This is a genomic window from Enterococcus sp. DIV0755b (assembly GCF_051713765.1).
GTDB classification, from domain to species: Bacteria; Bacillota; Bacilli; order Lactobacillales; family Enterococcaceae; genus Enterococcus_C; species Enterococcus_C canintestini.
The window spans coordinates 2,063,731-2,089,601 of record NZ_JBIOQN010000001.1; the positions used below are offsets into that span (position 1 = coordinate 2,063,731).

Annotated in this window: 20 protein-coding genes and 1 riboswitch; of the genes, 1 reads left to right on the forward strand and 19 read right to left on the reverse strand. The window is 36.6% G+C overall.

Translation table 11 applies throughout. The annotated features are described in order from the left end of the window. Positions 1-47: 47 nt before the first annotated feature. The 17 genes from IGI65_RS09880 to mgtA all read right to left on the reverse strand — a co-directional run bounded on the left by IGI65_RS09880 (position 48) and on the right by mgtA (position 21,001). Positions 48-1,070, reverse strand: a complete 1,023-nt coding sequence (locus IGI65_RS09880; protein WP_438774124.1) for a SepM family pheromone-processing serine protease — start codon at positions 1,068-1,070, stop codon at positions 48-50. Continuing rightward, on the reverse strand, positions 1,060-1,554 hold the full coding sequence (gene coaD / locus IGI65_RS09885) for a pantetheine-phosphate adenylyltransferase (RefSeq protein ID WP_095005779.1): 495 nt from the start codon (positions 1,552-1,554) through the stop codon (positions 1,060-1,062). Before coaD ends, IGI65_RS09880 begins: the two co-directional genes overlap by 11 nt. After that, the gene (gene rsmD / locus IGI65_RS09890) at positions 1,547-2,110 is read right to left on the reverse strand and encodes a 16S rRNA (guanine(966)-N(2))-methyltransferase RsmD (RefSeq protein ID WP_071863844.1); all 564 of its coding nucleotides are present in this window, start codon (positions 2,108-2,110) and stop codon (positions 1,547-1,549) included. The genes coaD and rsmD overlap by 8 nt, the downstream gene beginning before the upstream one ends. Before the next feature lie 268 nt (positions 2,111-2,378). After that, a complete protein-coding gene (locus IGI65_RS09895; RefSeq protein ID WP_438774125.1) occupies positions 2,379-2,729 on the reverse strand; it encodes a YlbG family protein in 351 nt (116 codons plus the stop codon). Beyond that, positions 2,719-3,147, reverse strand: a complete 429-nt coding sequence (locus IGI65_RS09900) for a YlbF family regulator (RefSeq protein ID WP_095005782.1) — start codon at positions 3,145-3,147, stop codon at positions 2,719-2,721. Before IGI65_RS09900 ends, IGI65_RS09895 begins: the two co-directional genes overlap by 11 nt. A 1-nt stretch (position 3,148) precedes the next feature. Beyond that, positions 3,149-4,258, reverse strand: a complete 1,110-nt coding sequence (locus IGI65_RS09905; protein WP_438774126.1) for a CAP-associated domain-containing protein — start codon at positions 4,256-4,258, stop codon at positions 3,149-3,151. A 15-nt stretch (positions 4,259-4,273) separates the two neighbouring features. Beyond that, positions 4,274-7,705 (reverse strand): pyruvate carboxylase, encoded by a 3,432-nt coding sequence (locus IGI65_RS09910; protein ID WP_438774127.1) that lies wholly within the window; start codon positions 7,703-7,705, stop codon positions 4,274-4,276. Between the two features lie 50 nt (positions 7,706-7,755). Next, positions 7,756-8,961 carry an FtsW/RodA/SpoVE family cell cycle protein gene (locus IGI65_RS09915; RefSeq protein WP_438774128.1) on the reverse strand — a complete coding sequence of 402 codons (1,206 nt, stop codon included), beginning with the start codon at positions 8,959-8,961 and terminating at the stop codon, positions 7,756-7,758. Positions 8,962-8,964: 3 nt separating this feature from the next. Continuing rightward, positions 8,965-9,255, reverse strand: a complete 291-nt coding sequence (locus tag IGI65_RS09920; RefSeq protein WP_438774129.1) for a DUF1507 family protein — start codon at positions 9,253-9,255, stop codon at positions 8,965-8,967. Positions 9,256-9,812: 557 nt separating this feature from the next. After that, positions 9,813-11,639 carry a translational GTPase TypA gene (gene typA, locus IGI65_RS09925; RefSeq protein ID WP_071863837.1) on the reverse strand — a complete coding sequence of 609 codons (1,827 nt, stop codon included), beginning with the start codon at positions 11,637-11,639 and terminating at the stop codon, positions 9,813-9,815. A gap of 143 nt (positions 11,640-11,782) precedes the next feature. After that, positions 11,783-12,550 (reverse strand): inositol monophosphatase family protein, encoded by a 768-nt coding sequence (locus tag IGI65_RS09930; RefSeq protein ID WP_438774130.1) that lies wholly within the window; start codon positions 12,548-12,550, stop codon positions 11,783-11,785. Continuing rightward, positions 12,534-12,827 (reverse strand): UPF0223 family protein, encoded by a 294-nt coding sequence (locus IGI65_RS09935; protein WP_438774131.1) that lies wholly within the window; start codon positions 12,825-12,827, stop codon positions 12,534-12,536. The genes IGI65_RS09930 and IGI65_RS09935 overlap by 17 nt, the downstream gene beginning before the upstream one ends. A 96-nt stretch (positions 12,828-12,923) precedes the next feature. Continuing rightward, the gene (lpdA, locus tag IGI65_RS09940; RefSeq protein WP_071863834.1) at positions 12,924-14,330 is read right to left on the reverse strand and encodes a dihydrolipoyl dehydrogenase; all 1,407 of its coding nucleotides are present in this window, start codon (positions 14,328-14,330) and stop codon (positions 12,924-12,926) included. 7 nt (positions 14,331-14,337) lie between these two features. After that, positions 14,338-15,975 carry a dihydrolipoyllysine-residue acetyltransferase gene (locus tag IGI65_RS09945; protein ID WP_438774132.1) on the reverse strand — a complete coding sequence of 546 codons (1,638 nt, stop codon included), beginning with the start codon at positions 15,973-15,975 and terminating at the stop codon, positions 14,338-14,340. 47 nt (positions 15,976-16,022) lie between these two features. Next, complete coding sequence (locus IGI65_RS09950; protein WP_071863832.1) at positions 16,023-17,000, reverse strand: alpha-ketoacid dehydrogenase subunit beta; 978 nt, start codon at positions 16,998-17,000, stop codon at positions 16,023-16,025. A 2-nt stretch (positions 17,001-17,002) separates the two neighbouring features. Next, complete coding sequence (pdhA, locus tag IGI65_RS09955) at positions 17,003-18,118, reverse strand: pyruvate dehydrogenase (acetyl-transferring) E1 component subunit alpha (RefSeq protein ID WP_438774133.1); 1,116 nt, start codon at positions 18,116-18,118, stop codon at positions 17,003-17,005. A gap of 291 nt (positions 18,119-18,409) precedes the next feature. Then, positions 18,410-21,001: a magnesium-translocating P-type ATPase gene (gene mgtA / locus IGI65_RS09960; protein WP_438774134.1), complete on the reverse strand. Its 2,592-nt coding sequence runs from the start codon at positions 20,999-21,001 to the stop codon at positions 18,410-18,412. Between the two features lie 279 nt (positions 21,002-21,280). After that, positions 21,281-21,451: riboswitch (M-box (ykoK) riboswitch) on the reverse strand. A 240-nt stretch (positions 21,452-21,691) separates the two neighbouring features. Between mgtA and IGI65_RS09965 the strand changes: the two genes are divergently transcribed. Further along, positions 21,692-23,197, forward strand: coding sequence for a helix-turn-helix domain-containing protein (locus tag IGI65_RS09965; RefSeq protein WP_438774135.1), 1,506 nt, complete (start codon positions 21,692-21,694; stop codon positions 23,195-23,197). A gap of 353 nt (positions 23,198-23,550) precedes the next feature. On the opposite strand, the gene wecB is transcribed toward IGI65_RS09965, so the two are convergent. Next, a complete protein-coding gene (gene wecB / locus IGI65_RS09970; protein ID WP_438774436.1) occupies positions 23,551-24,651 on the reverse strand; it encodes a non-hydrolyzing UDP-N-acetylglucosamine 2-epimerase in 1,101 nt (366 codons plus the stop codon). A 131-nt stretch (positions 24,652-24,782) separates the two neighbouring features. Continuing rightward, entirely contained in the window at positions 24,783-25,760 is a 978-nt protein-coding gene (gene guaC, locus IGI65_RS09975; protein WP_084035442.1) for a GMP reductase, read from the reverse strand. Positions 25,761-25,871 lie beyond the last annotated feature (111 nt).

Sequence of the window (25,871 nt, forward strand, 5' to 3'; positions counted from 1 at the left end):
TGAATGCTGGTAAATTTGAAGATATATTTTTAGCTACCATTTAAAAATTATTTGGCTACATGTTCTTTTAAATATTTAACCGCTTCTTCGGCGGTTTTTACTGGAACAATTTTCATTTTCGTCTTGATTTTTTTCGCGGCTTTTTTCGCATCACGATAATTGGTATCCCCTTTTTCTAAATCAGCTGGAGCAAAGAAAACTTCCGCCCCACTTTCAGAAGCACTCACTACTTTTTTATCAATTCCACCAATTTGGCCCACATTACCTTCACTATCAATTGTACCAGTACCGGCAATTTCATGACCATTGCGTAAATCTTGTTTGATTAACTGTTGATAAATCTCTAATGTAAACATTAATCCAGCTGATGGTCCGCCAATATTATCGACATCAAATTGTACTTTTTCTTGACTGTTGACTTTAGTGTGGTCTGTTAAGGTAATTCCAATACCTGCTTTACCATTAGTTGGCAGTTTAATGAGAGCACCACTAGCTTTTTTTTCTTTACCATCTTGCAGATAAGTAATCGTTACCTGATCACCAACTTTTTTACTTTGGACGTATTTCATAAAATCATCACTACTTTTAAAAGCCTTTGAATCGACCTGCACTACGGTATCCCCAATTTTAATTTGACCGTAAAAAGCAGAATTTGGCTCAATTCCTAAAACATAAACACCAAGATAATCCATTTTAAAAGGTTTCTCAGCTAAATTTAGTGCTGCGGTGATTGCATTATTTTGCGAACTTTCCATATAAAAATTTTGAATCCGATTATAATCATCATTACTAGCAGAGCCCATCAATTCTTCTTTTGTTACTAAGTCAGAAAAAGATTGCGTTTTGGCAAAGAGTGCGGTTGCAACTGTCGCCTGGCGAATTCCTACAGAAGTTAATGAAAAAGACCCGCTAAATTTATCTTTTTGGTCATTTACTTTAACCAAAGTATCTAACTTAATGGTAGATCCTGGTGCTTCAATATAATAAGGAATCGGTAACGCCACACAAGCCATTAAAATTAAAGCGAATAATAAAAGTAAAAGACGTTTAATTGGCACTTTACGCTTCATAGTGGTCACTCTTTTTCACCAAAGCCTCAAATACAGGCTGTGGTAGATATTCTTTTACATCGCCACCAAAAGCGATAACTTCTTTTAAGATACTAGAACTGATATGAGTGTACTCTGGTCGTGCCAATAAAAAGACTGTTTCAATATCGCTATCAAGATGATGATTCATCGTCATAATTTCTTTTTCATATTCATAATCTTTGACGCTGCGAATTCCTCGTAATAAAAAGTTTGCCCCTAATTTTTTAGCACTAGTCACTGTTAATTCACTATCTTGTTCGATAACACGAATGTTTGGCAAGTGAGCCACAGAGGCCTCTACCAATGCTTTACGCTCTTTTGGACTAAATAAACTTTTTTTATTGGTATTCACAAAGACACCAACGATAATTTCATCAAATAGTTTTGCTCCGCGTTCAATGGTATCTAAATGTCCATTTGTAAAAGGATCAAAACTGCCAGGAAATAATGCTATTTTACGCATGAGACGCCTCATTTCTATAAATTGTTATACTCGTTATACCATAGTTTTGTTGTCTGGTTTGTTTTAAAGTAGCAATGACGGAAGGTAAAACAACCTCTTTTGCTGTTTCACATACAATTATTGCTTGATTGGCTAATAGTTGCTGGTTAACTAGTTCTTCTAATTCGGTAATTAATTGCTGTTTTGCATAAGGGGGATCTAAAAGCACCAAATCAAATTGCTTTTTATCCGTTATAAAGTCGGCTAACGCTCGTTGCGCATCTTTTTTTAACAACGTAAATTTTTCGGGTTCTTTTGTAATAGCAACATTTTCTTTAATAATTTGCATTGCTTTAAAGTTACGCTCAACACAATAAGCATGATCCATTCCTCTTGAAACGGCTTCAATCGCTAACCCACCACTGCCGCTATATAAATCTAAACAATCGCCACCATCAAAAAAAGGCCCAATCATATTAAAAATAGCTCCTTTTACTTTATCAGTGGTTGGTCGTGTATTGTCTCCTGGTAAACTCTTTAACTTTCGTCCACCGTATTCTCCAGCTACGACTCTCATTTTATTTCACCTCATCTGTTGTATCCACAATATTTTACCATAACTGCGAAGTAATGAGGGTCTAAAGCCTGCGACAAATCTAAAAAATTTTATACTGTCTTCAAACTTTTCAAATAGAAGGTATCACTACTCGCTTAATAAAAAATAACTGGATTGTTTTGGTTTTGAAATAACACATTCCATGATCCGCTTTATTCTTTATAAAAATCAGATAATTTGTTGCTATATAAAAAAGATCACTGACTTCTTATGAGAAGCCAGCAATCTTTTAGACGTTTTCAGCTAAACGAATGGTCGTATTCATTTCTTCCACATCAAAACCGTCATCATCTGCCACTTGATAAGCAGCCTTTGTACCGATTTTGTCTGCAAAATTCATTTCTACATCAGGTCGATAAGAAGGTTCAACATTCCGAACAAAGTGCAAATGTTCAATTTTTTCCATCGTTTCTTCAAATCCTGTTTCATCTAGATACAACACGACATATTTTAGTTTGCGGGAAACGTAATGCACTAAACCATAGCGTTTCAAATTTTTTAATTGACGTAAGCTATAAACCCAGACGATTAATCCGCGTCTTTGCTTTGGTTTAAATTCTACTGTTGTATCAACTTGCATGACAATTTCCTCCACAATTAGACTTGGTTGTTTCAAAAAACGGATTTCCATAATCAACTTTTACATCTTCAGAAAAACTATAGGCCACTTGCTGACAAATACTATCTAATAGCTCTTGTAACTGGGTTTCTGCCTGGCGAAAATTAGCGACCGATTCGCATAAGTCTAGCTGACGCTTTTTTTGATAAAGTGCTTTGCGCTGTTCTTTGATTCCCGGAGCATATTCACCAAAGCGACTTAACTCCTCATAACTTTCCTTTGCCTTTTGAAAAGTTGCTTTCGCTGTTAAAGCAGAGTTATCTAAAGTCATCTCATTACGGGCGTTTTCATATTGTTGGAAAGTCAAACTCTCACAAATTGTCTCACTTAAATTTTCACATAGCTGCACTAGATGTAATGTTTCTTCGTTGTAAATCACGTTATTCACTATCCTTAGTTTCTTCAGTATCCTCTAACAAGATTACCATATTGTCTTCATCAATGCCAACACCAACTTTTTGTTGTCCTTCATTTAAAAAACGAGTATGCAAATAAGGATCACTATAAAAAGACAAAATTTGAAACATTGTATCAATCATGCGGCGATAATAAAAACCTGACATCGCTGGCATTTTCATTTTTTTTAACATTTGATCAAATTCATCACTAACAATTAAGAAAGGTTGAGGATTGCTTACATCATTCATTCGTTCTAATTGTTTAAAACGTTCTTCGTTTAAAAATCGCTTTGGTTCTTTCAAAAAGTCGGCATTAATATCATCGGCACGTCCTTGTAAAGTAAAGTTCGTTTTATAGACATCTCGCTCTTCTAATTTTCTTAACACATTTAACAATTCAAAAGCCGAAGCTTCTTTTAAACGATTGACTTCATCCCAATTGGTTAACTGTGCTTTTGTCACTTTAGGTAATTGACCTTCAATTGAAGTATAAGGCGCTAATTCTAATAACATTTGTTTATCTAAATAAGTAATTCCCATTAATTGAGATTTTTTTTGATTAAAAAAGAGAATCGCAAAGGTATCGTTAGTAAAAGCCACAAGTGGTCGATAATTCATGTCCTCTTCCATCAGTTCAAACTGAATTTTCTCACCATTATAATCCAATGAAAAATTGGGATACAACATGGTTACTTTGGTTAAATCATTCATCGTCATTCCTGATTTAAAAGGAGCGGTATGTTTATCATCATTACCGGCAATTTTTACTGCCGCAACTTTCCCGTTACGGATATTTGCCGCAATATAGCTTTTTTCATTATCGGTCTGATACGTATTCACCCGATAGCCAAAGCCACTGTCATAACTAACCAGTGGCTTGCCTAAAAGATTTCTTAATTCACTTGAACTTTTACCAATTAAATCAGCATAGCCGGAAACTTTAATTGGTTTATATTTCAAGCTCGTTTGACTAATATCTTTATTTGTTTGACTATCATAGGCAGGTGCTTGCCGCGCAAAGAAGACCGGTTGTAAATAGACCACAAGTATTGCAGTTACCAGTAGCAACAAAAAAATAATTCTACGTTTCACAGCAAGCCCTACTTTCTAGCTTTCAGTAACTTCAATTAAAAGATCATCTTGGGCAATTGGTTCACCACTTGCTACATAAATATGTTTGACCACACCATCAAAACGAGCTTCAATTGCAGTTTCCATTTTCATCGCTTCGGTGATTAATAATGTATCCCCTCGTTTAACGGAATCACCTTTTTTCACCAAAACTTCTAACACCGATCCGGGCATTGTTGCCCCAATTTGTTCTTTATTAGTTGGTTCTGCTTTTTGTTTGGTTTGAACCGCGCTAATAATCGACGTATCTTTTACTACCACTTCACGACGTTGACCGTTTAAGTTAAAGAATAAGACACGATTCCCTTCAATGTCTGGCTCACCAATTTCATCCAGACGAATAATTAAAATCTTACCTTTTTCAATTTCGACATTAATGGTTTCACCTAGTCGCATGCCCTGGAAGAAAGTTGGCGTATCTAAAACAGTAATATCAGCAAATTTTTCATAAGCTTTTTGGTAATCTAAGAAAACTTGCGGATACATCAAATAGCTCAATACTTCTTCGTGTTTTGGTTCACGACCGATTTTTTCCATTAATTCTGCTTTGATTTTTTCAAAATTAACCGGTTCTGCTAACGAGCCGGGGCGAACTGTAAAGGCAGGACGACCTTTTAAAATGATCTTTTGTAAGTCTGCAGGAAATCCTCCTACCGGTTGTCCCAATTCCCCTTGGAAAAATGTGATTACAGACTCAGGGAAATTATACTCATCTCCGCGACTATAAACATCTGCTTCAGTTAAGTTATTTTGCACCATGAATAGTGCCATATCTCCGACAACTTTTGAAGATGGCGTTACTTTGACAATATCACCAAACATCAAGTTAACTGTTTGATACATTTCTTTGATTTCATCCCAACGCGCTTCTAAACCAACGGCTTTTGCTTGTTGTTGTAAATTAGAATATTGTCCACCTGGCATTTCATGTTTATATACTTCTGTTTGAGGTGCATTTAAGCCATTTTCAAATGGCTTATAAAACATGCGGACATCTTCCCAATAATGATTTAATTGTTGCGCGTTATCAATATTAATCTGAGGCTGTCTTTCATCTTGATCTAAAGCAAAATACAAACTATTCATACTTGGCTGACTTGTAGATGAACTCATCGCGCTAGTGGCAACATCGACAATATCCACACCAGCTTGGGTAGCAGCAGAATATGTGATAATCCCATTGCCACTTGTATCATGGGTGTGTAGATGAATTGGCAATGAGACTGTACCTTTTAATTCACTGATTAAACGATAAGCAGCTCGGGGTTTTAATAACCCTGCCATATCTTTAATCGCAATAATGTGGGCACCGGCATGTTCTAATTCTTTGGCCATATTCTTATAGTAATCAACATTATATTTAGCCCGGCTTGGATCATTTAAATCACCCGTATAACAAATAGCAGCTTCAGCGATTTTGCCTGTATCTCGCACTGCTTGAATACTTTTTTCCATTTGTGGTAACCAGTTCAAGCTATCAAAAATACGAAAAACATCAATTCCTTGTTGCGCTGATTCCTTGATAAATTCAGCAATCACATTGTCTGGATAATTAGAGTATCCTACCGCATTGGAGCCACGGAACAACATTTGGAATAATGTATTGGGCATTAATTTTCGCAAAGTACGCAAACGAACCCATGGATCTTCGTTTAAGAAACGATAAGCCACATCAAAAGTAGCCCCACCCCACATTTCAGTCGAGAACAATTGTGGTAAAGCGAGCTCCGTTTTAGCGGCAATTTTTTCAAAATCGTGGGTTCTTACTCGCGTAGCTAACAAACTTTGGTGAGCATCACGAAAAGTAGTATCGGTTAAAAGCAATTCTTTTTGTTGCTTAACCCAAGCAACTACTGCCTCTGCCCCATTTTGATCGAGAATATTTTTAGCCGTTACAATTTCTTGGTCGGGTTTAATCAACTTATGCGGAAGTCTCGCTTCACCATAATATTTTTTCTTGTTTTTTTCGATTCCCGGAAAACCATTAATTGTAATTTCACTAATATATTTCATTGTTTTATTCCCACGATCTCGAGTAGACGGGAAGACAAATAAACTAGCAGTATTGTCGATAAATGTCGTTTTTGCTTCACCACTTTGAAATTGCGGATGATTGATGACATTTGTCATAAAAGGAATGTTTGTTTTCACACCACGAATACGAAATTCTCGTAAGCAACGTTGCATTTTTTGAATGGCTTGTTCAAAAGTACTACCGTGGGTACAAACTTTTACTAATAATGAATCAAAGTAAGGTGTGACCACTGCACCAGCATAAGCATTCCCAACATCCAGACGCACGCCAAAGCCACCTGGAGAACGATAAGTATCGATTTTACCGGTATCTGGCATAAAATTATTAACCGGATCTTCTGTCGTAATGCGGCATTGGATTGCTGCCCCTTTGTATTTAATCTCGGCTTGTTGCGGGATACCAATATCTGTATGCAGGTCTTTTCCTTGTGCAATTAAAATCTGCGAAGTCACAATATCAATATCTGTAATCATTTCAGTAATCGTATGCTCTACTTGAACACGAGGATTAACTTCGATGAAGTAGAATTTATCTTCTTCTACTAAAAATTCGACTGTTCCAGCATTTACATACCCAACATGCTTCATAAGTTTTACAGCTGCTTGACAAATTTCCATTCGTTGGGATGCACTTAAGGAAACACATGGCGCGACTTCAACTACCTTTTGATGACGACGTTGTACTGAACAATCCCGTTCAAATAGATGGACAATATTTCCGTGACTATCTCCCAAAATTTGCACTTCAATATGCTTAGGGTTACCGATATATTTTTCAACATAAACTTCATCACTGCCAAAAGCCGCTTTTGCTTCACTTTTCGCTCGTTCATAGCCATCCCGTGCTTCTTTTTCATCATGAGCTACCCGCATACCACGACCGCCACCACCCAAAGCCGCTTTAATCATAATCGGATAACTATGGGTGTTAGCAAATGCTAAAACTTCATCAATTGAAGCTACTGGACCATCTGTACCAGGAATTGACTGAATACCAGCTGCAATTGCAGCTTCTTTGGCTTTAATTTTATCACCAAAAATATCAAGGTGATGAACACTTGGCCCAATGAATACCAATCCTTCTTCTGCACAACGTTTTGCAAATGCCAAATTTTCAGAAAGAAAACCATAACCAGGGTGAATTCCCTCTGCACCAGATTCTTTTGCAATGCGGATAATATCTTCAATATCCAAGTAGGCATCGATTGGTTTTTTCCCCTTGCCAACTAAATAAGCTTCATCAGCTTTAAATCGATGAACTGAGTACTCATCTTCAGCAGCATAAATACCCACCGTTCCTATCTGTAATTCTGAACAGGCACGGAAAACACGGATGGCGATTTCACCACGGTTAGCAACGAGAATTTTTTTCATCAAACCACTCCTTGAGAATTAATCTATTGTTAGCTAAAAGCTAGCTTAACTCATTTTTTAGCTGATACATTTTTTCTTTGTTTAACTTGTTTAGCAGGTAAAATACCATATTGTTTTTTCTTTTCATCCGCACTAATATTCAAGGCAAAACCAACACATATAGATAACATCAAAAGTGACGAACCGCCCTGGCTTAAGAAAGGAAATGTAATCCCGGTTAAAGGAATAACTCCAGTAATCCCACCTAAGTTAACAAAAACTTGAATTAAAAAAAGAGAACCAATCCCAATACACATCATAGAATTAAACGGATCGGTTGAACGAATTCCTACTAGAAAAATACGCGCAATCATGTAAAATAATAAGGCTAAAACCAACAACGCAATAATCAAGCCTAATTCTTCAATCACAATTGCAAAAATATAGTCGGTATGGGCAAATTTCAAAAAACCTTTTTTCTGAATACTATTACCTAGCCCACGACCAAAAAGTCCGCCATTATAAATAGCATAATAGCCATTAACCATTTGATGCCCCAAATTAAACTCATCTTTAAATGGATTTTGATAAATTGCAAAACGACTATAAACATGGGCTGGAATAAATTTTCCCTTTGTCAAATTAATCAATTGAATCACACCAAATGATCCAATGACACCTGCTACCCCTAAAACTAAGGTATACAGATAATTAATTCCGCTAGCCATAATGACAGAAAAAGCAATCAAAGTGATAACTGCCGCATTCCCAAAGTCAGGAAGTAACGCAATTAAACCTAAACCTACCAGTACATAAACTAGTGGTCTAAAGACTGTGCTAAAAAAAGTTCTGCCTTGAATTGTTTTTTGACGGGTGGACAATTTTAACGCTAAAAACCAGATAGTGGTAATTTTGAAAAATTCAGCTGGCTGGATATTAACCGGACCAAATGATAACCAGCCTTTGGCCCCATTAACCTCTTTACCAATTACTAACACAACTAATAACAACGCGATAACAATAATCATCGCCATCGAAGCAAAGGCTTTATTGCGAATGACATCTGTTTTCATCTTATAAATAAAACTAATGGCGACTAAACTAATCAGCCAAAAAACCGCTTGATTAATAACCGAACTCATAAAATTCTGGTTTTGTTCAACTAAGAGATAAGAAGTTGAACTAAATACCATTACCAAACCTAATACACATAAAATTAAGTAAGGGATTAAAATACTATAATCTAAAAGGTGACGTTTTTTTATCTTTTGTGGCAAGGCTTACGCCTCCTTGTTCGTCTTTTGATCTTCGTAGACCTCTGCGTATAAATGATTTAATTCTCTTTCTAAATCACTTAACAGTTGGTGACCTTCGTCGCTTCTAATAATACCTAGGCGAACCGCGAAAGTTACTTGACGAGACAAGCCATACATTTGTGTATCAACAACTTCCTCAAAAGCTTTACATTGAGAAATACATAAACTATTTTTTTGATTGCGAATTAATTTTTTAATGCGGTCGGCATCTTGCATCAATAATTCCAAAGCAAATTCATGAGAAACTGAATCCATCTCTAATCCAACCTTTCTTTCTTAGTTTCATTATTATAGCATAATCCCGAATTGATTGGGATAAAATCCGGAAAACCTTCTTAAAATTTTCACGAACCACCGCATTAATCCGAACATTTTTAAAGAAAACAGTAAATTTGTTTCTCATCTTTTGTTGCGTGAAACAAAGATAAATGTGAAACAAAAAAAATGCTGCAAAAATACCTAATTATAATTATTTACGCAAAAACAGTGACAAAACAACTTTTTAACAGTAAAACTTTTCCACAAGAAAAGCTAAATGAACTCGTCCAGCTATCAAGCAATAAGACGAAATCTTGATAAATTGTTCCTCAAATTTCTCACGATTTTGGCTTATTGCCGTAGAGAGCTAGTTCATCAGCTAGACCTCAAGAAAAGCTAAATGAACTAGGACAACTCGCAAGCAATGCGTTGGCATTTTAATAAATTGCTTTTCAAATTTCAGTTCATCACCATAATGAACTTGTTTTTAGCGAAAAACAGATGATCCTTTTCATACAAAAAACCAATCTTCCATTGAAGATTGGTTTAAGTAATTATTTTTTCTTTTTAGCAGCTTTTTCACGTTCACTCTTATTTAAAATTTGTTTACGTAAACGGATGCTTTCCGGTGTTACTTCACAGTATTCATCATCATTTAAAAATTCTAGTGATTCTTCTAACGTTAAAATACGTGGACGTTTAATAACTGAAGTTTGGTCTTTGTTAGCAGAACGCACGTTAGTCATTTGTTTTGCTTTGACAATGTTTACCGCAAGGTCTTTATCACGAGAGCTTTCGCCGACGATCATTCCTTCGTAAACTTCTGTACCTGGTTCAACAAAGACAGTACCACGTTCTTCAACCGACATAATAGAGTAAGTTGTCGCTTTACCATTTTCCATTGAAACTAAAGCGCCATGGTGACGCCCACCAATAACTCCTTGAATCATTGGCAAGTATTGATCAAAAGTATGGTTCATAATACCATAGCCTCGTGTCATGGATAAAAACTCAGTAGTAAAACCAATTAAACCACGGGCAGGTGCTAAAAAGACTAAACGGATTTGGCCGTTGCCGACGTGAATCATATCTTGCATTTCAGCTTTCCGTTGTCCTAGGGCTTCAATGACTGAACCCATGTATTCTTCTGGTGTATCAATTTGAACTCGTTCAAAGGGCTCACATTTTACACCATCAACGATACGTTCGATAACTTCAGGACGTGAAACTTGTAATTCATAGCCTTCACGACGCATGTTTTCAATTAAAATTGACAAATGCAATTCACCACGGCCAGAAACTGTCCAAGCATCGGGTGCAATTGACTCAACGCGTAACGAAACGTCAGTTTGTAATTGTGACATTAGACGTTCTTCAATTTTACGTGCTGTAACCCATTTACCTTCACGACCAGCAAATGGTGAATTATTAACTAAGAAAGTCATCTGTAAAGTTGGTTCATCAATGTGTAAGATTGGTAGTGCATCTTGATGATCAACAGGTGTAACAGTTTCCCCAACGAAGATATCTTCCATCCCAGAAACTGCAATTAAATCCCCAGCTTTTGCTTCTGTAATCTCTAAACGTTTCAAACCAAAGAAACCAAATAATTTTGTCACACGGAAGTTTTTAATCGTGCCATCTAATTTAATTAAAGAAACTTGATCGCCAACGGCAATTTTACCACGGAAAACACGGCCAATCCCAATACGACCGACATAGTCGTTATAATCAAGTAGTGAAACTTGGAATTGTAAAGGTTCGTCGCTATTATCAACTGGTGCTGGAATGTGTTCTAAAATTGTATCAAAGACTGGCGCCATTGTGTGTTCTTGTTTACTTGGATCATCTGATAAGCTAGAAGTCCCATTAACTGCAGACGCATAAATAACAGGGAATTCTAATTGATCTTCATCTGCACCTAATTCAATAAATAATTCCAAAACTTCATCCACAACTTCAGCAGGACGAGCTGAATCTTTATCGATTTTATTTACAACTACAATTGGAGTTAAATGCTGTTCTAAAGCTTTTTTCAATACAAAGCGTGTTTGTGGCATTGTGCCTTCATAAGCATCGACAACTAAAACAACACCATCAACCATTTTCATAATCCGCTCTACTTCACCACCGAAGTCCGCGTGTCCTGGTGTATCCATGATGTTAATTTTAGTACCTTGATATTCGACAGCTGTATTTTTTGCCAAAATCGTGATACCACGTTCTTTTTCCAATGCATTGGAGTCCATGGCCCGCTCTTCTAAGCGAGTGTGGCTGTCTAATGTATCTGATTGTTTCAATAATTCATCTACGAGTGTCGTTTTACCATGGTCAACGTGGGCGATAATTGCCACATTGCGAATATCATTTCTTAATTTCAATTTATCTGGCTCCTTTAATCTTGTGTATAATCTGACGGCTCATTATAACAGATTATCTTTCTGAAATATAGTGAAAACTTTCAAAAAGATTCATTCCATGTCATAACTTTTACAAATCTGTTATAAATCCCACTACTAAGGGATTATTGATTTTTTATTTCCATAATATTTTCATAAGCTTTAGGTGTGGCTGCTACAAACAATTCCCGTCCAGCTAATTTTAGCGGGTCGCCATTGATATTTGACATGCGCAAGCCTAATTCTTCAATCAAAACGCCACCGGCAGCATAATCCCACGGTGCAAGTCGCGAAATATAAGCAGCTCTTCTTCCCATCGCTAAACTAATCAATTCATAGCCGGCACAACCTGTCATGCGCACACCCAAGGCAACTTCTCCCATTTTTTGCACATTCCAACTATCTTTTTGATACATCACATGATTTAATCCTACTAATCCTTCTGATAAGGAAATATCTTTTGGTGGATTGATTTTTTGATCATTACAATACACGCCAATGTTACGTCCGCCCCATAAAAATTCATCTTTCATCACGTCATAAACAAAGCCTAATTTTCCGACACCTTGTTCATAAACTGCAACCATAATACAAAAATTTTCATGTTCTAAAACAAAATTCATCGTCCCGTCAATTGGATCGATTATAAAAACGCGGCCACTAAAGTCTTCAAGTTGGTCTTTGCCGTTTTCTTCACCTAAAATTTTGGCACTAGGATCAAAATTCATAATGCGTTCTGTCAAAAAATCTTGAGTAGCTTTATCTAAGTTTGTCACTAAGTCGGTTCGGCCACTTTTGGTATCAACTACTAAATCATCTGCTTGAAAACTTTTTTTAATCACTTCACCGGCTTCATAAATCCAGCTTTTAATTTCATTAATCATTTCTTCCATATTGGTTTTTCACCTTTAACCTTCCAGTTGGATTTTGTTTTGCTAACTTGAGTGTGTGGTATAAAGAATAACCAGATAAATTTTCAAATTCTTTTCCTAAGCGTCGTTCTTCACCAATACTTGGGACAACTTTTTTGAAATTTTCATAGGATTTTAAAAACGTTGTTGCTTGTATCCCTTTTTCATTGGCTGCTTCTAGTGCTTCCCACATTTTCATAACGGTCACCATTTCTTCAGTGGACCAAGATAAATCCAAGGGATATTGATATTCTCGCATATATTTCACCTCAAATGTTAGTTTAGCATAGGTCTAACGGATACAAAAGAAAGAGCTGCACCATTTGGCGCAGCTCAAAATAACCATTTCAAGTTTTTAAATATGAATTGGCATACCTAAAGCAAGTTCAGAAGCATCCATCACGATTTCCCCTAATGATGGGTGTGGATGAATCGTTAGCGCAATATCTTCAGCATTCATACCTGATTCAATGGCTAAGGCTAATTCTGAAACCATATCACTTGCACCGACACCCGCAAGTTGTGCTCCAATTAAAACATTGTCTTCTACAGTTGTTACTAGTCGAATAAAGCCTTCTGTTTTACCTAATGACAAGGCGCGACCATTACCAGAAAATGGGAATTTAAAAGCTTTTGCTTCCAAACCAGCTTCTTTAGCTTCTGCAATTGTCATCCCTACAGAGGCAAGTTCTGGATCTGTAAAGGCAACTGCTGGCATAGCTTTATAGTCAACTGCAACTTTTTTGCCACTAATTGCTTCAGCAGCAATTTTTGCTTCATAGCTTGCTTTGTGTGCTAGAGCTGCACCTGGAACAATATCGCCAATTGCAAAAATATTAGAAACATTTGTACGGCCTTGTTTATCGACAGTAATTAAACCACGTTCGCCGATTTCAACACCAGCTTGTTCTAAACCTAGCTCGTCTGTGTTAGGACGACGACCAACTGTCACCATTACATAATCCGCTGTAATGCTTTCTTCTTTGCCATCAACTGCGTATTTGATAGTCACACTATCACCATTATCAACGGCTTCTTTAGCCATTGCATTGGTAATAACAGTCATCCCTTTTTTCTTAAATTCATCTTCAACAATTTTAACCATATCTTTTTCATAAGTTGGCAAAATTTGTGGTGAACCTTCTAAAATTGTCACATTGGCTCCTAGGTTAGCGTAAGCTCCACCAAGTTCTGCACCGATTACACCGCCACCAATAATGACGAAGTTTTTCGGTACTTCTTTTAAAGCTAAGCCGCCAGTAGAGTCTAACACGCGTCCACCAAATTTGAAGCCTGGGATTTCAATTGGTCTTGAACCAGTCGCAACAATAGCATTGTTGAAAGAGTAAGTTTGAGCAGAATCAGGGTGAATCACACGTAATGTATGATCATCAACAAAATAAGCTTCCCCTTCTAAAACTTCGACTTTGTGTTTTTTCAATAAGAAACCAACACCACTCGTTAATTTGTTAACGACGCCATTTTGTTTCCATTCTTGTGTTGCAGCAAAGTCTAATTTTACATTTTCACTAGAAACACCAAACATTTTAGAGTCTAGTGATTCTTGATAGTGGTGCCCAGCAGAAATTAACGCTTTTGAAGGAATACATCCAACGTTTAAGCAGACACCACCAATGTATTCTTTTTCAACAATGGCAACTTTTTGTCCCATTTCCGCAGCGCGGATGGCAGCAACATAGCCACCAGGTCCGGCTCCGATTACAACTGTATCTAATTCGATAGCGAAATCTCCAACTACCATGAGTCTATCATCCTTCCATTAACATTAGCTCTGGATTAGCTAACAAGCGTTTAATATTATTCATTGCTTTTTGAGCAGTCGCGCCATCGACGATGCGATGATCAAAACTTAAAGAAAGTTTCATTACGCGGCCAACTACGATTTCACCTTCTGCACTTACGACAGGTTGTTGTGAAATTGTACCGACACCTAAAATAGCAACTTCAGGATAATTGATAACTGGTGTGAAGAAGCCACCGCCAACTGAACCAATATTACTAATTGTGATTGTACCATTGCGCATATCATCAGCTGAAAGTTTGCCATCATGTGCTAATTGGGCTTTATTATTAATTTCATCGGCAATTGCAAACATACCTTTTTGATCAGCGTTTTTAACATTTGGTACGTATAAGCCATGATCAGTATCTGTTGCAATCCCAACATTATAATAATGTTTATAAACAATTTCTTGTTTTGCATCATCAATTGAAGCATTTAAAACTGGGAATTTCTTCACAGTAGCAGTTAATGCTTTAACAACATATGGTAAGAAAGTTAATTTTGTGCCGTTTTCAGCAGCAACTTCTTTAAATTTCTTACGGTGATCCCAAAGAGCTGAAACTTCTACTTCATCATGTAATGTTACATGAGGAGCAGTTTGTTTACTTGTCACCATAGCTTTAGCAATAGCTTTACGTGTTGGTGTTAAAGCAACACGCTCTTCCATATCGCCCATGTTTGAAGTAAAGGCTTTTGGTGCTGCTGCAGCCTTAGCAGGTGCTTGGCTTTCAGAACTTGGAGCTGTAGACTCTTGGGCTGGTGTTTCAGCAGGTTTAGTCGCCACACCACTACCACTTAAGAAGCTTTCAATGTCTTCTTTTGTAACCCGACCACCTTTACCAGTAGCAGTTACTTGCGTAATATCAACATCTTTTTCACGAGCATATTGACGTACTGAAGGCATTGCCAAAACGCGTTTATTTGGATCAGACGCTTCTACTACGCTACTTGTAGCAGCTGATGATGTTGTCGTTTCACTACTTGTGGCTGGTGTTTCAGCAGCTGTCGGTGCATCATTATGCCCAGGAGCATCGATTTCAACTAAGACATCCCCAACGTTTGCCACTGTACCTTCTGGAACAATAACGTTTTTAACTGTACCTGTCACAGGTGATGGGATTTCTTCTACTGATTTATCATTTTGCACTTCTAATAAAGTATCATCTTCATTGATTGTATCGCCAGCTTTAACGAACCATTTTACGATTTCGCCTTCAGCGATTCCTTCACCGATATCTGGTAATTTAAACTGATAAACACCACCGCCACTTGCAGCAGGTGCTTCAGTGGTAGGAAGTGCAGCCGGTTGTGCCGGTGTTTGCTCACTTGCTGCTACACCACTATCTCCATCGTTGTCTTCGTGTCCAGGAGCATCGATTTCGACTAAGACATCGCCAACGTTTGCCACTGTACCTTCTGGAACAATAATATTTTTAACTGTACCTGTCACAGGTGATGGAATTTCTTCTACTGATTTATCATTTTGTACTTCTAATAAAGTATCATCTTCGTTAATTGTATCGCCGGGTTTAACAAACCATTTTACGATTTCGCCTTCAGCAATTCCTTCGCCGATATCCGGTAATTTAAATTGAAAAGCCATTTATAATCTTTCCTTCCTGAAAATAAAATTCACTGCCTTACGTCTATTTAAAAGTTGACGATTTCTTTTACTTTAGCTTCAATATCCGCGGCATTTGGTAACCAGATGTTTTCTGCTTGACCAAATGGGAAAACTGTATCAGGCGCAGAAACACGACCAACAGGTGCTTCAAGTGATAAAATAGCGCGTTCAGAAATTTCAGAAACAACTTGGGCGCCTACACCCGCTTGTTTTTGCGCTTCTTGAACGACAACAACACGACCTGTTTTTTCAACAGAAGCAATAATTGTTTCAATATCTAATGGCGCAATTGTACGAAGATCAATAATTTCAGCGTCAATATTTTCTTTAGCTAAATTATCCGCTGCTTTAATAGCTTCACGTACCATTGCTCCGTAAGTAATAATTGAAACATCTTTACCTTCACGGGTAACAGCAGCTTTATCCAACGGAACTTCATAAGCTTCATCTGGCACTTCCTCACGGAAAGAGCGATACAATTTCATGTGTTCTAAAAAGACAACTGGATCATTGCTACGAATTGAAGCAATTAGTAATCCTTTAGCATCATAAGGATTTGAAGGGATAACCACCCGTAAACCAGGAGATTGTGCCATTAAACCTTCTAAATTATCCGAGTGAAGTTCTGGTGTGTGCACGCCACCACCAAATGGTGAACGAATGGTAATCGGCAAATTACGTGTTCCTCCCATACGGTAACGGGTCCGGGCCATTTGACCGACAATTTCATCCATTACTTCAAAGACAAAACCGAAGAATTGAATTTCAGGAACAGGGCGGAAACCTTCAAGTGCTAAACCAAAAGCTAAACCACCAATACCAGATTCAGCTAAAGGTGTATCAAATACACGTTCTTCGCCATATTTATCTTGTAAACCTTCAGTTGCACGGAAAACCCCACCGTTTTTACCTACGTCTTCACCAAATACTAAGACATTTTCGTCAGAACCTAATTCCAAACTCAATGCGTCGGTGATCGCTTGGATCATTGTTTTTTGCGCCATGACTATTTCGACTCCTTCGCTTCATAAAATGCAATTTGCTCTTTAATACTTTGTGGTTGTACTTCATACATGCTCTTTAAGAAATCAGAAACTTTTTGTTTTGGTACACGGTCAGCTTCTGCAATTGCTGCTTTGATCTCTTCTTTTGTTTTTTCAATAACTTCTTCTTCTTTTTCTTCTGACCAAAGGCCTTTTTCAGTTAGGTAGTTACGCATGCGAATCAATGGATCTTTTTGTTGCCATTCATTATCTAAATCTTTTGAACGGTAACGAGTTGGATCGTCACCAGAAAGTGTATGTGGACCATAACGATAAGTTAATGTTTCAATTAAAACTGGACCATTACCGGCTGAAGCCCATTCTCTAGCTGCTTTTGATACACTGTAAACTGCAAGCGGATCCATGCCATCTACTTGGATTCCTGGAATACCTGCTGCTGCAGCTTTTTGTGCTAATGTTTTAGCCGCTGTTTGTTTTTCTCTTGGTGTTGAAATAGCAAAACCGTTATTTTGAATATAAAAAACTGCATTGGCATGATAAGCACCAGCAAAGTTCATTGCTTCATAAAAGTCCCCTTGGGATGAACCGCCATCACCAGTATAGACAAATGTAACGTTTTTACTATTGCGTTTTTTAAGACCTAAAGCCACACCAGCTGCTTGAACATATTGTGCCCCAATAATGATTTGAGGTGGCATTGCGTGTAAATCTTCCGGATATAAATTCCCTGCCACGTGTCCGCGAGACCATAAAAATGCTTCTTTTAAAGGTAATCCGTGTTGGACAAGTTGTGGTACATCACGGTAACCAGGAAATAGACGATCTTCTTTTTCAAATGCAAAATGACTTGCTAATTGACTTGCTTCTTGTCCTGCTGTTGGTGCGTAAAAGCCAAGACGACCTTGACGGTTTAATGCAGTTGAACGTTGATCTAAAACCCGAGACCATACCATCTGTGTCATTAATTCAACTAACTCATCGTCACTTAAATCAGGGATTAAATCTTTGTTAACCACCTTACCATCTTTGTCCAATGCCTGATATGTTGGAAAATCAGCATTGATCTCATCCAAAATCTTTTGGAAATCGATTACATTCTTCGCCATTTTATTACCCATTCCTCTCTTAAATAAATGACCCTAAGTATAACAGCTTAATATTCTGTATTAGGTATTTAGTAGAACTTACATCATTAAACTATCATTTATCGGAAAGAAATACAACTCAGAAGCTCAATAAATCACGAAAAAAAATCAATAAAAATAGCTTAACAGCAGTTTGTTTTTTGTGAAACCAATCACACGTGTAAAGCGCTTTAAAGAATACACCATTATTTTTTTAAGATCTTCAAAAATTTTAGTACAGCAATATAAAAAATGCGACAGCCATTTAAGGACTGTCGCATTATGTTATACCCAATCAGAAGTAAACTTAATATAAATTCGTTTAGCAATTTCAATTGCAATTAAATAGCCTAAAATAATTAGGACAAACCACAACCAATAATTCAGTGGTAAAGTCGTAAATTCAAAAACAGTTCGTAATGGAGATAATACGAGTACAAAGCCGGTAACAATCGCTAAGATACTGGTCAAAATAACTGGCCAAGAGGCGCGACTTTGAATAAATGGTAGTTTTCGAGTACGCACCATGTGGACCACTAATGTTTGTGTTGTTAAGCCCACCAAAAACCAGCCAGTTTGGAATAGGCTTTGTGCAGCTACTGTATTAGCCCCTAAGACAAACCACATAACTAAAAAGGTCAAGATATCAAAGATACTAGAGACCGGTCCAATTGCAACGGTAAATTTGAATAAATCACCAATTTCCCAACGCACAGGTTTTACTAATTCTTCATCATCAACATTATCCCAAGGAATTGTTAATTGAGCCATATCATAGACTAAATTTTGAACCAATAGTTGAATTGAAAGCATTGGTAAAAATGGTAAAAAAGCACTCGCTACTAAAATAGAAAAAACATTACCAAAGTTTGAACTAATCGTAAATTTGATATATTTCATCATGTTGGAAAAGACACGACGTCCTTCAATCACACCTGTTTCTAACACATTTAAACTTTTCTCTAGTAAAATAATTGAACTGGCATCTTTTGTGATATCCGCTGCGGTATCAACAGATATACCCACATCCGCTTTTCTTAAAGCAGGTGCATCATTAATACCATCCCCCATAAAACCAACCGTGTGACCTTTTCTTTGAATCACTTCAATTAAACGCGATTTTTGCATGGGATTTAATTTGGCAAATAGATTGGTTTCATCGACTTGATCCATTAATTCTTCATCGGATAATACTTCAATATCTGTTCCTAACAAAATATTCGTCACACCAATGCCAACATCTTGACAAACTTTTTTTGCGACAATGGCGTTATCACCAGTCAAAACCTTTACAGCAACACCATGTTCATGTAAAGATTTAATCGCTGAAATAGCAGATTCTTTTGCTGGATCCAAAAAGCCCATAAAACCAATTAACGTCATATCTTTTTCATCAGCCACCGAATAAGTTGCATCACTATGCGCGTCTTTTTTTACCGCCACAGTTAAAACACGCATCCCTTGTTCGTTCATTTTAATATTAACATTGCGCATTTTCTCTTTTAACTTATCATCTAAAAGGACCGTTTCCCCATCAATTTCAGCGTATTTACATACTTGTTCCATCTCTTCAACGGCACCTTTTGTGACCATAATTTGATGTTGGTCCGCTTTAACTACAACTGTTAGGCGACGTCTCGAAAAATCAAATGGAATCTCATCAATTTTAACCACATCATTAAAAGGTAGCGTACAGTTATTTTCTTCAAAATAATTTAAAACAGCAATATCCATCAAGTTTTTCCAACCGGTTTGATAATGAGAATTTAAATAGGTCATCGCCAACACATTTTGATTTTCTTTTCCTAAAGGATTTAAATGTTGCACTAAAACTACACGGTCTTCTGTAATTGTTCCAGTTTTATCAGTACACAAAACATCCATACTACCAAGATTTTGAATAGAAGGAAGTTCTTTTACAATAACTTTTTGTTTGGATAATGCCAAAGCTCCTTTGGCTAAATTACTCGTTACAATCATCGGTAACATTTCAGGGGTTAAACCAACCGCCACGGCAATCGCAAAAAAGAACGCCGATGTCCAGTCACCTTTTGTTAAGCCATTAATTAAAAAAACTACTGGAAATAATACCATTACCATCCGCAATAGTAATTTGCTCACTCGCGTTAAGCCTACATCAAATGCTGTTTTACCTCGTTTACTAGTGGCATTGCGAGCAATATCTCCAAAAAACGTTTCTTGACCTGTTTTTAAAATAATTGCTTTACCTTGTCCACTTAATACATCAGTTCCCATAAAAACTAAATCATCTAAATCTAAAGCTGAGATATCTTCATCTTTTTTTACACCGGCATCGACAAATTTTTCCACCGGCATCGATTCACCTGTTAAAGATGATTGATTAACAAATAAGTCCTTTGTCCAAATTAAAACAGCGTCCGCTGGAATCATATCCCCTGTAGCTAAAGTCACAATATCCCCTGGTACGATTTCATCCATTGGAATTTCTTTGGTGCGACCATCCCGGGTAACTGCACAGGTATTTTCAATTAATTCTTTTAGCGCTAAACTAGCTTTTTGAGAACGAAATTCTTGCACAAACGTAATGGTAACACTGGCTAAAATCATCACCAACATCACAATTGCTGCTTCATAATCACTCGTAGCAAAAGATACTACTGCTAAAGCAGCCAATACCAATACAAAAGGATCTTTAAATCCTTCTATAAATAATAGCCAAGCTGGAGTTGGTTTTTGGGCATCTACACGATTTTCACCATATTCTTCTAAACGCTCTTTCGCATCTTCAGAGGATAACCCATTAATCGATGTTCGTAACTCCATAAATAATTCACGTTCTGATAAAAATGCTAATTTTTTCAATTCTTGTTCTTTAGTATTTTTTGTAAATAACATATTCTCTCTCCTTTTACTAAGAGAGAACAAACTCCCTCTTAGCTATTTTATTTAATTTCTGTCGCGAGGGACTGGGGTGTTCCATATCCATCAACCTTTCTAAATTTTATTTCAAATTTTTTGGACTATTTGAAAGTCACATTCGTTATCTTTTTTTGGTAAGAGTGCCAATAAACTGGCTAAATAAAGGTTTCACTTCACTCATGACTTTCTTTCTAACTTGTAAGACAATTACCAAAATAAAAAAGACACGTACTCAACAATGAGCACGCGTCTAATAAGCGTATGTTCATGTTGAGCTTTAGCACTATAGGGCGTAGATAGCAATTACTATCAGCTGCATTATGGATAACCTTCACGATTATCCCTGTTCTACCAACTAAGAGTCTCTCGATTCTTTCGCGGCAGCAGCTTATGTCCATATAGGAGCCTCACCTAACAAATATTTGATTATGAAAATTTCAATCTCTTTTCATTTATATCCTAATGAAGTTAGCAAATTTTGTCAACCATTAAAAAAAATTTTCAGTTAGAAAATAACTAATCATCTGAAAACAATCGTTATAAATTAAAAAATATTAGCGAATAGCAAAAAGCCCCGATTCTGATTGCACGTTGCATATTTTGCCTTTATTATATTTAAATAAAATCTAATACTAATTTTTTAATAACAATATATAGGAGAACTGGATGAATTTACGTGATTTTATATCTTGGCGCGAACAACGTCAATTAGAAGTAGTTGAAGCACTCTATCAACATCCTAGTGGTATTACTTCAGCAGAACTTTTGAAGTTAAGTCGTGCATCTGAAAAAACTATTCGCACTATTATTGGTGAGCTTCAATTGCGCTTTCCCGCTTTTAAAATTGTTTCCCACCGCCAACATTATTATTGGCAAGCACCTAGCAATTTAGGATTAGACCGTTTTTATGACTATCTAATGCAAGAAACAAGTGAGATGAAACTTTTAGAACACCTTTTATTTGAAGACTGTTTTACATATTCTGATTGTGCCAACACGCTTTTTTTAAGTAATGCCGGTTTTCATCGACTACGCAAAAAATTTCAAAATCTTTTAGCTCCTTATGGCGTTAAAATTTGCAATCGTCCTTTTCGCATCGAAGGCAATGAAATTTTCATCCGTAGTTTATATACGTTATATTTTTGCGAAAAACGACATGGGGCAGCTTACTTGTTGCCTGATAGTCAAAGCGATAACGCTTTAAGTGCATTAGTTACAGCGATTTTAAAAGAAAATCAGCTGCCAGAAAACTATCGAGTACATGAGGAACTTTATTTTTCAGGGGCAGTCGCTATCTGGCGTCAAAATACAGGGCATAAATTACCAATGCAAACAGAAAAAAGCGATTTTTTAAAAGCTGAAAGGAAAATGACCCAAGATGCTTTATTACAATTGAAAGAAACGCTACTACAAATGAACTGGCGCTTTGATTTTACCGAAACCTTTTGGTCAGTTGCCTACGATTATTTATTATTATCTTTTGAACATTTTAAACAAGCAAAGTTAAAAAATCCCCGCATCAATCAACTGGCTAAAAAAACGGAACATTTTCTGACGGAGTTATTAAATACAACGAAACAAAGTGTTACGCAAACACAAAAAGATAACTTAATTTGGTACTTCTGTAACGAAAATTACATCTATCTAAAAGACTGTGACTTCATCGCTATTTTATCTAATTCGAGACGGGAATTTGTTTTAAATTATGAAAAGAAAAATCCGAGTATAATAGCGGGTTTAAAAAGATTTATAGAGGATTATAAGCAAAAGCACCAGTTTATTGTGACGACAGATCAAATTTATCAACAACTATTCCTTATTATTACCTTATTACCACAAGTTTTAGCATATTGGCAGATTAGAACGAAAACTTTGATCTTATCCGATGTTTCTTTAACTCACCCTCAATATTTACATCAATTATTACGGCAACACTTTCCAACTGAAACACAATTTGAAATTATTCAAACTATTACAAGCGAGCAAGATGCTGTTCATGAACAATTGGAAGCCTATGATTTAATCATCTCAACTTTCTCACCACAAGAAATGTTTGCACATTTGCCAGTGGTAACAATTAAAGCAACACCAGATTTTCATGACTTTCTAAAAATCGAAACCACCTTACAACAGACTACTAATAAAAAAATGAAACCAATCCCTCCAGTATAAGAAAAGCAAAATGAACTCGTTTAGCTCTCAAGTAATTAGATAGAATTTTAATAAATTTCCTCTCAGATTTCTTCAAATTTTAGCTAATTACCGCAGAGAGTTAGTTCATTATGCTAGACATTAAGAAAAGAAAATGAACTTGTTTCGCTCTCAAGTAATTAGATAGAATTTTAATAAATTGCCCCTCAGATTTCTTCAAATTTTAGCTAATTACCGCAGAGAGTTAGTTCATTATGCTAGACATTAAGAAAAGAAAATGAACTCGTTTCGCTCTCCAGTGATTAGCTAGAATTCCTTTACTTAATAAAAAAACTTTCCCGCAACACTATAAAATTTGCGAGAAAGTTTTTTTATTACGCGGAAAAGTAATCGGCAATAGCATTTAAAATTCTTTCACTTGCTTGACCATCGCCATAGGGATTTTTTGCTTGCGCCATTTTTTCATAAGCATTTTTATCAGTCAATAATTGTTTTGCAGCCTCATAAACTTGCTCTTCATCTGTTCCCACTAAACGTAAAGTCCCTGCTTCAATGCCTTCTGGGCGTTCAGTTGTATCTCGTAAAACTAAAACAGGCACCCCAAGAGAAGGCGCTTCTTCTTGTACTCCACCTGAATCGGTCATAATTAAATAGCTTCTAGCAGCCAAATTATGAAAATCCACGACGTCTAGTGGCTCAATTAAAGCCACGTTTTTAAGATCACCAAGATTTTTCTGGGCATTTTCTCGGACCAAAGGATTTTTATGCATTGGAAACACAATAGAAACATCCGAAAATTCTTCAGCTAAACGCCGTAAAGCGTGAAAAACAGCGGTCATAGGCTCACCTAAATTTTCTCGCCGGTGCATTGTTACTAAGATTTGCTTTTTATCAGTAGTCAAAGCCGGATGATGATAATCTTTTTGAACCGTGTACTTCATGGCATCAATAGCAGTATTGCCGGTTACATAAATCCGTGCTGGCAGATGGTGTTCTTGTTGCAGATTAGCCTCACTGGTTTTTGTTGGTGCAAAATAAAGATCACTTAAAACATCTGTTAGTTGACGATTGGCTTCTTCTGGGTAAGGGGAATATTTATTGTATGTTCGTAATCCTGCTTCAACGTGTCCAATGGGGATTTGTTGGTAAAAAGCAGCCGTTGCCGCTGCAAAAGTCGTAGTGGTGTCCCCATGAACTAAAACAATATCTGGTTTAGCTTGTTTTAAGACAGGTTGTAATTCTAACAACACCTTGGTTGTAATATCCGTTAATGTCTGACCTTGGCTCATAATATCCAAATCAAAATCAGCCTTTAACGTAAAAATTTTCATAACTTGATCTAGCATCTCACGATGTTGCGCTGTCACTGCTACAATTGATTCAAAACGTTCATCTTTTTCTAACTCTTTAACTAGTGGCGCCATTTTTATTGCTTCTGGTCTCGTGCCAAAAATTGACATTACTTTAATTGTCATCATTAATCTCCTCTTTTCAAAATGAAATAACCATTGATAAAAAAACAGTTATTTTCTCTTGAACTTATTTTAGCATAACCAACCACTAGATAAAAAAACCACGACTAAAAATAGTCGTGGTAAAAAGATCATTAAATTGTATCGCCATTGAAAATTGAATTTTTTACAATTACATAATCGACTTTGCGAATTGCTTCTAAGTCTTTACCACCGGCATAAGAAATAGAAGATTGTAAATCTTGTTGCATTTCAATCAGTGTATCAGAAAGTTTACCTTTATAAGGAATCCAAATTTTCTTTCCTTCGACGTTTTTCTTTTCGCCTTTTTGGAATTCAGAAGCACTCCCAAAGTACTCTTTTAAAACCACACCATCTTGCACTTTAGTTTCACCAGGAGATTCCTCGTGGCCGGCAAATAAAGAACCAATCATCACCATGGTTGCCCCAAAACGGACAGATTTTGCAATATCACCATGAGTACGAATTCCACCATCGGCGATAATCGGTTTACGAGCAGCTTTTGCACACCAACGAACTGCCGCTAGTTGCCATCCGCCTGTCCCAAAACCAGTTTTAATTTTGGTGATACAAACTTTACCAGGTCCAATTCCGACCTTAGTTGCATCTGCACCAGCATTTTCTAACTCGCGAACAGCCTCTGGAGTCCCAACGTTACCGGCGATGACAAAACTTTCTGGTAAAAGTCGTTTAATGTGTTGAATCATTTCAATCACTGCATTGGCATGACCATGGGCAATATCAATAGTAATATAATCAGGTACTAAATTTTCTGCTGCCAATTCTTCTACAAAAGTATATTCATGGGGTTTTACTCCCACACTGATAGAAGTAATTAAGTTTTTACTTTGCATTTTTTTAATAAAAGGAATGCGCGCATCTTCGTTAAAACGATGCATAATGTAAAAATAGCCATTTTCAGCTAAAAATTCCGCAATATTTTCATCAATAATGGTCTGCATATTAGCAGGAACCACTGGCATTTTAAAGGAATGCTTCCCTAAAGTTACAGTCGTATCACATTCTGAACGAGAACTTACGATACATTTATTTGGAATCAATTGGACATCTTCATAATCAAAAACTTTCATATCAAACATAATGAATAGCCTCCATTTGTTTATTGGGTCACATTTTTTGCGCCCTATGTAATTTAGCGCATCTAAATTAGAAATGCAACAAAAGAAAGTAAAAAAAGTGAT